This window comes from Micromonospora sp. NPDC023814 (genome assembly GCF_040639595.1).
Classification (GTDB): domain Bacteria; phylum Actinomycetota; class Actinomycetes; order Mycobacteriales; family Micromonosporaceae; genus Micromonospora.
On the sequence record NZ_JBFAAF010000181.1, the window covers coordinates 1 to 2,014 of the forward strand.

Annotated in this window: 1 protein-coding gene; it reads left to right on the forward strand. The window is 67.2% G+C overall.

All coding sequences use genetic code 11. From position 1 onward, the window contains the following. A partial coding sequence (locus AB0G14_RS35090) for an acyltransferase domain-containing protein (RefSeq protein ID WP_357705019.1) occupies positions 1–2,014 on the forward strand: 2,014 nt, incomplete at both ends.

A 2,014-nucleotide genomic window follows, 5' to 3' on the forward strand; every position in this document is an offset into this window, starting at 1 on the left:
GTCGTTGCCTGATGTGGCCCGGGGTTTGGCGTTGTCGCGGGCGGCGTTGGATTACCGCGCGGTTGTGGTCGGCGACGACCGGGAGTCCGTTATCGCTGGTCTGCGCGGGGTCATGGGGGACGCGCCGGTGTCTTCGGGTGGTGTGGGGGCTGTTTTTACTGGTCAGGGTGCTCAGTGGGTGGGTATGGGTCGGGAGTTGGTGGGGGAGTTCCCGGTTTTTGCTGAGGTGTTCGGGCAGGTGTGTGCGGGGTTTGATGGTTTGTTGCCGGCGGGTTTGGGTGAGGTGGTGGCCGGTGGCGTGGTTGATGGGTTGGGTTTGGATGACACGGTGTTCACGCAGCCGGCGTTGTTCGCTGTCGAGGTGGCGTTGTTCCGGTTGTTGGAGTCTTTTGGTGTGCGGGTTGATGTGGTGGTCGGTCATTCGGTGGGTGAGTTGGCGGCTGTTCACGTCGCGGGTCTGCTCGATTTGGAGGACGCGTGTCGTTTGGTTGCTGCTCGGGGTGCTTTGATGCAGGCGTTGGATGTCGGTGGTGGCATGGTCGCTGTCGAGGCTGCGGAAGCCGATGTGGTCGAGATCGCGGATCAGTTGGGTCTTGATCTGGCTGCGGTCAATGGGCCTGGGTCGGTGGTGTTGTCTGGTCTTTCGGCGGCGGTGGATCGGGTTGTGGTCGAGTGTGGGGTGCGGGGTTGGCGGTTCCGGCGTCTGGCGGTGAGTCACGCGTTTCATTCGCGGTTGATGGAGCCGATGTTGGCGCGGTTTGCTGAGGTCGCGGAGTCGGTGCGGTGGCGGGAGCCGCAGTTGACGGTGGTGTCCGGTCTGACGGGTAGGCCTGAGCCTGGTGATGTGTTGGGTTGTGCGGATTACTGGGTGCGGCATGCCCGGCAGGCGGTGCGGTTCGGTGATTGTGTGGGTTGGTTGCGGGACAACGGTGTGTCGACGGTGGTGGAGGTTGGCCCCGATGCTGTGTTGACGGCGATGGTGGGTGAGGCCGTTACGGCGGTGCCGGTGATGCGTCGTGACCGTGGTCAGGTGCAGACGTTGTTGTCGGGTGTCGGCCGGTTGTGGACCCGTGGGGTGCCGGTGGACTGGTCGGTGCGGGTGGGGCGGCAGGGGCGGGTGGTGGACCTGCCGACGTATGCGTTCCAGCACCGTCGTTTCTGGCTCACCGCTGGGGCTACGGGTCTGCGGTGGGACGTGGCGAGGATCGCTGACGGCCCGACCGTCGTGTCCGCCCGGCTCTCACCCGACGGTATGCCGTGGCTGCGTGAGCACGTCGTCGCGGGTACCGCGATCGCGCCGGCGACCGCGTTCATCGACTGGCTGACCCATGCCGGGGACGAGGTCGGTAGCGACCACATCGCCGACCTGACCATCCTCGCTCCGCTGCCCACCGACCACGACCGTGACCTGCAGATCGTCATCACACCCACCGGCACCGCCCACGCCGCCCGGGTCCACAGCCGCCACGACGACGACCCTGACTGGACCCTGCACGCCGAGGCCACCCTCACCCGAACCACCGACCAACCCGGCCGGCCCCACCACGGACCCTGGCCACCCGAGGGCGCGGTGCCCGTGCCGGTCGACGGGTTCTACCCCGCTGCCGCCGACGCCGGCTACGACTACGGGCCTGCCTTCCAGAACCTCCGCAACACCTGGCAGCACAACGACACCCTCTACGCCGACATCACCCTCACCGACACCCACCACGACAACCCCGACGACGGTGGTCACGCCATCCACCCCGCCCTGCTCGACGCCGCCCTGCACCCCCTCCTGCTCCACCACACCACCACCGGCGGCACACCACACGTCCCCTTCACCTGGACCGGCATCACCATCCACACCACCGGCGCCACCCACGCCCGAGCCACCCTCACCCAACCCACCCCCGACACCGCCACCATCACCCTGCACCACACCGACGGCACCCCCCTGGCCACCATCAACCACCTCCAACTGCGCCCCCTACCCACCACCACCAACACCACCCTCCTCAACCTCCACTGGCAG